The sequence below is a fragment of the Mesorhizobium sp. M7A.F.Ca.CA.004.04.2.1 genome, assembly GCF_004022825.1.
In the GTDB taxonomy this organism is placed as follows: domain Bacteria; phylum Pseudomonadota; class Alphaproteobacteria; order Rhizobiales; family Rhizobiaceae; genus Mesorhizobium.
Map to the genome: position 1 here is coordinate 1 of NZ_RZPH01000442.1, position 4,659 is coordinate 4,659.

Genomic DNA, 4,659 nt, shown 5'->3' on the forward strand with positions numbered 1-4,659 from the left:
GATATGATGTCGATTGCGATCATGTAGGCGTAGCGGATTGACGCCGGCGTCAGAATGTCTTCGTCCGGGAGGCAGTCGATCGGCAGGAGTTCGTCCACAGCGAAAGCCAGGGGGGTTCCGCTCGGTGTCAGGGCGATGGTTGTCGCTCCGTACTCGCGAGCGACGGTTACAGCCTTCTCGAGCTCGACATTGGCGCCCGTGAGCGAACAGCAGATCACGACGTCCGTGCGTTCAACAGCTGTTGCAAGCATGAACTGCATCTGGTGATCGTTACAGGGGATTACGCGTATACCCAACCGGAAAAAGCGGTTCTGGATCTCCTCGATAAGCCATGAGGAGACACCGCCACTTCCGAATGCGTAGAGCGTGTGGCAGACGCTGATCTTGTCGACGACCGCCTGGGCGCGTTCGAGGTCGACGTTGTGATGCATGTCCGCAATGGTTTTCTGCGCCCGTTTGCTGACGCGCTCCGCAACTTCGGCGATGGATCCGGGCGGCGTCTGGGGTTCGAGATAACGGATGCCGACGCGCACCGACCCCATGATCTTGAGCTTGAGATCCTTTAGACCGTCACATCCCAGCATGCGCGAAAACCGTGTGATGGTTGGCGCCGATACATTGAGCCAAGTGGTGAGTTCCTCGATAGGCTTTTCGGCAAAGCTATGCGGCTCGCTCAAAATCGCGTGCGCAATCCGGCGGTTTGTTTTGGAGAACTGTGACTGCTGGTCGACAATGAGCCCAATGACATCTTGTGCATTGCGCTTGACGCCTGGGATGACCGTGTCATCATTAGGTTGTGATATGCGATTTTCTTGCGACGGATGGCGAGCCATTGAATATCTCCCTTTAGGTCGAGGTTTTGAATTAAACCGTCAGGGTGTCAACGTTTCTCTGAAACCTGATGCGTAACTTTACTTCATGAGGCCTTCAGCTTAGCTCGCCTCTCGTTCGAGTTGTTGCCACATGAACGCGTATAGCGTTCCGTCTATGACGTGGCCGGCGCGGTGATGACGCATGAACGGCCCGAAGATAATTTCACCCATGTCGCCGGCCGCGTCGCACATGTGCATTTCACCGACTCGGATGCCGGCGGCAGCCATCTTGCCTGGGGCGACGGCATCATCGATCTCGACAAGCTGGTCACCTATCTTCGCGGCCAGAGCTACGAGGATTCGCTGACCATCGGACTGACCAACTGGAAATACAACGTCGGCCCAACCCCGCCGCTGAAGCAGTTCGTCGAGGCCCTGCGCAAGGCCCTCTGTCCGGCATAGCTGGGAGGGCGCGGCATGGAGAGCAAATGCGTCCGGCAACGCGGCGTCCGGCTCGCCGGCCCGCTTATCTCGGGCAACGGTTCCTGTTGCACCTATGCTGCCGGCCAGAACGGCCATTGACAGTGCCGGCTGGGCAAGAGAGACGCGCGACTTCTCCCCGCCGGTTCAGTCAGGAAGGCTAGTCATGAAATCCTCATTCCCCGATCCAGATCACATCGCCCGCGCGGTCGATGACAATTTTGAAAGCCAGGTCGAACTGTTACAGCGGCTCGTCCGCGCGCCTTCGCTGCGCGGGCAGGAAGGCGCCGCGCAGGAGATCGTCGCCTCAGCGCTCGCCGAACGCGGCTATGCGGTGGAACGGTTCGGCATCGATATGCGGGCGATGGCCAATCATCCGGCCTTCTCGCCGGCGACGATCGACTATGCCGGCGCGTTCAACGTGGTCGGCAGGAAGACGCCGGCTTCGCAAGTCGGCCGCTCGCTGGCCCTGAACGCCCATGTCGACGTCGTGCCGACGGCGGACCCGTCACATTGGCGCTATCCGCCGTTTTCCGCCACCCGCGACGGCGATTGGCTCTACGGCCGCGGCGCCGGCGACATGAAGGCCGGGCTCATCGCCAACATCTTCGCTCTCGACGCGATCGAGAAGGCCGGCTACCGCCTGACCGCGCCGGTGCAGGTGCAGTCGGTGCTCGACGAGGAGGTGACGGGCAACGGCGCGGCCGCCGCAATCGCCCGTGGCTGCACCGCCGATGCGGTGCTGATTCCGGAACCTACCGACGAACAGCTGGTTTCGGCCAATTCCGGCGTCATCAAATTCCGCATCACCGTCCATGGCGTGCCCGCACATCCGAGGGAAGCAGAGTCCGGCGTCAGCGCCATCGATGCCGGGCTCGGCCTGATCGGCCACCTGCAGCGTCTTGCGGCCAAGTGGAACGACGAACGCGCGCGCCATCCCGGTTTCGAGGAGATCGCCAATCCCGCATCGCTCAACATCGGCACCATCTCCGGCGGCGAGTGGCTGGCCTCGGTCCCTTTCGCCTGCTCCTTCGAGGGCCGGATCGGCTTCTATCCTGGCGACGATCCCAGGCAGCGCGCCGCCGCGTTCGAAGCCTTCGTCGCCGATACGGCAAGTGCGGATCCGCGGCTCGCCAAGGCAAATCCGAAGGTCGAGTGGATCGGCGTCATGCAGACCGGCTACCGCATGCGGCCGCACTGCTCCGCCGGACAGGTTCTGCAGGAAGCACACGGTCTGGCGCATGGCGGTGAGATGCGTTCCTACGTCATGACCTGTTATCTCGACGCGGCGCTCTTCGCCGTCCATGCGAATATACCGGCGCTGGTCTATGGACCGGTTTCGGAGAATATTCATGGCATTGACGAGCGCGTCAGCCTGTCGTCGCTGCGCCGGGTGACGAAGACGATCGCGCTGTTCGCCGCCGGCTGGTGCGGCGTGGAGCGGGCAATATAACCGGGGAGCCGGCTACACCTCCTCGGTTTCAAGCACGAATGTGCCCGCCGGTATCCGGTTGGTGATCATGGCGCGGATGCCAGCATCGATGGCGGGGTCGGTTTCGTCGAATAGGCCGCAGGCCCGCAGCGCCTTGCGCTGGTCGACGGAGCGGCCGAGATATTCCAGAAGCACGACCGAGGCTGCGGGTCTCCGCCCCCGTAAAAGGGGCATGCCCGTCTGGATGCCGACCAGATAGGCGACGCTCGTCTGGTAGCTCGGATAGAGGATCACCTGGGTGATGCTGGTTTTGAGCAGGATTTCGGATTCGAGCGCGAATATGCGATCGCCGAGCAGCAGCAGCGCGGCCGAATATTTCGAGGTCTTCACGCCATATTTGCCGAAATGGACGAGCCTTTCCATGCATTTCCAGAAATAGCGGCCGTCCTTTTCATAGATCACGACGAGGCATTTGATGATCTTGCCGGCATAGCCGAACGAGTAGAAATAGCGGAAATAGTAGCCGACATAGCGCCCGAGATCGCCGGACCGCTGATAGAGCTGCTCCATGTGCACCAGCAGGTCCGACGGCGCGTGGACGCCGAGCGGGCGGCGGCGCAGGCCGACGATCTCGGCAAAGCGCTGCTGGTCCATCAAAAGCTCGCCTTCGGTCACGCCGAAGAAATCGCAGATCTTGCGCATGTTGCGGCGTGACGGCCAGGTCTGGCCGCTCAGATATTTGTTGAACTGCTGGCGGTTGATCTGCAGGCGCCGACACACGGCGGCGATCGACGGATAATAGCTGCACAGGAAGGCGAGGTTCTGGGGAAGCGGTTCGGTCTGCATGGATCTAATGCATACTGACGCCAGAACAGTGTCAAGTCGCGAAGGGTCGCGAAATTGTGCGACACTGCCGATTTGCCCAAGGTGGCGCCCGCCAAACAGAGGGCCTCACCTTGCGCACAGTGTCCAACTTCCCCCATCCGATCCGCTCGGTCGACCATTTCGAGATCCCGATGCCGGACGGTTGCCGGCTTGCGGCGCGCATGTGGCTTCCCGAGGGTGCTGAACAAAAGCCGGTGCCGGCAATCCTGGAATATATCCCCTATCGCAAGAACGATCTGACCGCCGCGCGCGATGTCGTCATGCATCCCTACGTAGCTGGCCACGGCTACGCAGTGGTGCGCGTCGACCTGCGCGGAACCGGCGATTCCGAAGGGCTGATGCTCGACGAATATCTCCAGCAGGAGCTGGACGACGGCTGCTCGGTCATCGAATGGCTGGCGACCCAGCCCTGGTGCGACGGCAAGGTTGGCATGATCGGCATCTCCTGGGGCGGTTTCAACGGGCTGCAGATCGCCGCCATGCGTCCGCCGGCGCTGAAGGCGGTGATCAGTTGCGCCTCGACCGACGACCGCTACGCCGACGACGTCCACCACATGGGCGGCACGCTGCTTATCGACAATCTCTCCTGGGCCGCGATCATGTTCGGCCGCAACACGCTGCCGCCGGATCCCCGCAACAAGCCGGACAACTGGCGTGCTTTATGGCACAGCCGGCTGAAGGAAAGCGGGTTGTGGCTGAAGAACTGGCTGGAGCACCAGCACCGCGACGAATTCTGGAGGCACGGCTCGGTCTGCGAGGATTTCGACGCGATCGCCTGTCCGGTCTATGCCGTCAGCGGTTGGGCCGACGGCTATTGCCGCTCCGTCTTCCGCCTCATGGAAAAGCTGCAGGGTCCGCGCAAGGGGCTGGTCGGGCCGTGGGCGCACACCTATCCGCATAGCGGCAAGCCCGGTCCCGCCATCGGCTTCCTCCAGGAATGCGTCCGCTGGTGGGATCACTGGCTGAAGGGCCGCGACACCGGCATTATGGGCGAACCGATGCTGCGCCTGTTCGTGCAGGACAGCGCCCCGCCGCAAACCTCCTATGAAT

At 62.1% G+C, this 4,659-nt stretch carries 5 protein-coding genes; 3 read left to right on the forward strand and 2 right to left on the reverse strand.

Annotated features, from left to right (window positions below; genetic code table 11):
- Window positions 1-833, reverse strand: an 833-nt coding sequence (locus EN893_RS19565) for a MurR/RpiR family transcriptional regulator (protein WP_164900965.1), incomplete at its 3' end; no start/stop codon positions are given.
- 174 nt (window positions 834-1,007) lie between these two features.
- Between EN893_RS19565 and EN893_RS19570 the strand changes: the two genes are divergently transcribed.
- Window positions 1,008-1,274, forward strand: a complete 267-nt coding sequence (locus tag EN893_RS19570) for a hypothetical protein (protein ID WP_236383061.1) — start codon at window positions 1,008-1,010, stop codon at window positions 1,272-1,274.
- A 184-nt stretch (window positions 1,275-1,458) separates the two neighbouring features.
- A complete protein-coding gene (locus EN893_RS19575) occupies window positions 1,459-2,745 on the forward strand; it encodes an ArgE/DapE family deacylase (protein WP_127267311.1) in 1,287 nt (428 codons plus the stop codon).
- Window positions 2,746-2,757: 12 nt separating this feature from the next.
- Here the strand turns inward: EN893_RS19575 and EN893_RS19580 are convergent, their stop codons facing one another.
- On the reverse strand, window positions 2,758-3,570 hold the full coding sequence (locus EN893_RS19580; RefSeq protein ID WP_127267312.1) for a helix-turn-helix transcriptional regulator: 813 nt from the start codon (window positions 3,568-3,570) through the stop codon (window positions 2,758-2,760).
- Window positions 3,571-3,740: 170 nt separating this feature from the next.
- Between EN893_RS19580 and EN893_RS19585 the strand changes: the two genes are divergently transcribed.
- Window positions 3,741-4,659 (forward strand): CocE/NonD family hydrolase (locus EN893_RS19585; RefSeq protein ID WP_128361710.1); only part of this gene is annotated, 919 nt, incomplete at its 3' end.

What these genes read in the sequence shown, in the direction of transcription:
- EN893_RS19570 (WP_236383061.1), top strand. Translation starts at nt 1,008, where the DNA reads ATGACGCATGAACGGCCCGAAGATAATTTCACCCATGTCGCCGGCCGC.
- EN893_RS19575 (WP_127267311.1), top strand. Translation starts at nt 1,459, where the DNA reads ATGAAATCCTCATTCCCCGATCCAGATCACATCGCCCGCGCGGTCGAT.
- EN893_RS19580 (WP_127267312.1), bottom strand. Translation starts at nt 3,570, where the DNA reads ATGCAGACCGAACCGCTTCCCCAGAACCTCGCCTTCCTGTGCAGCTAT.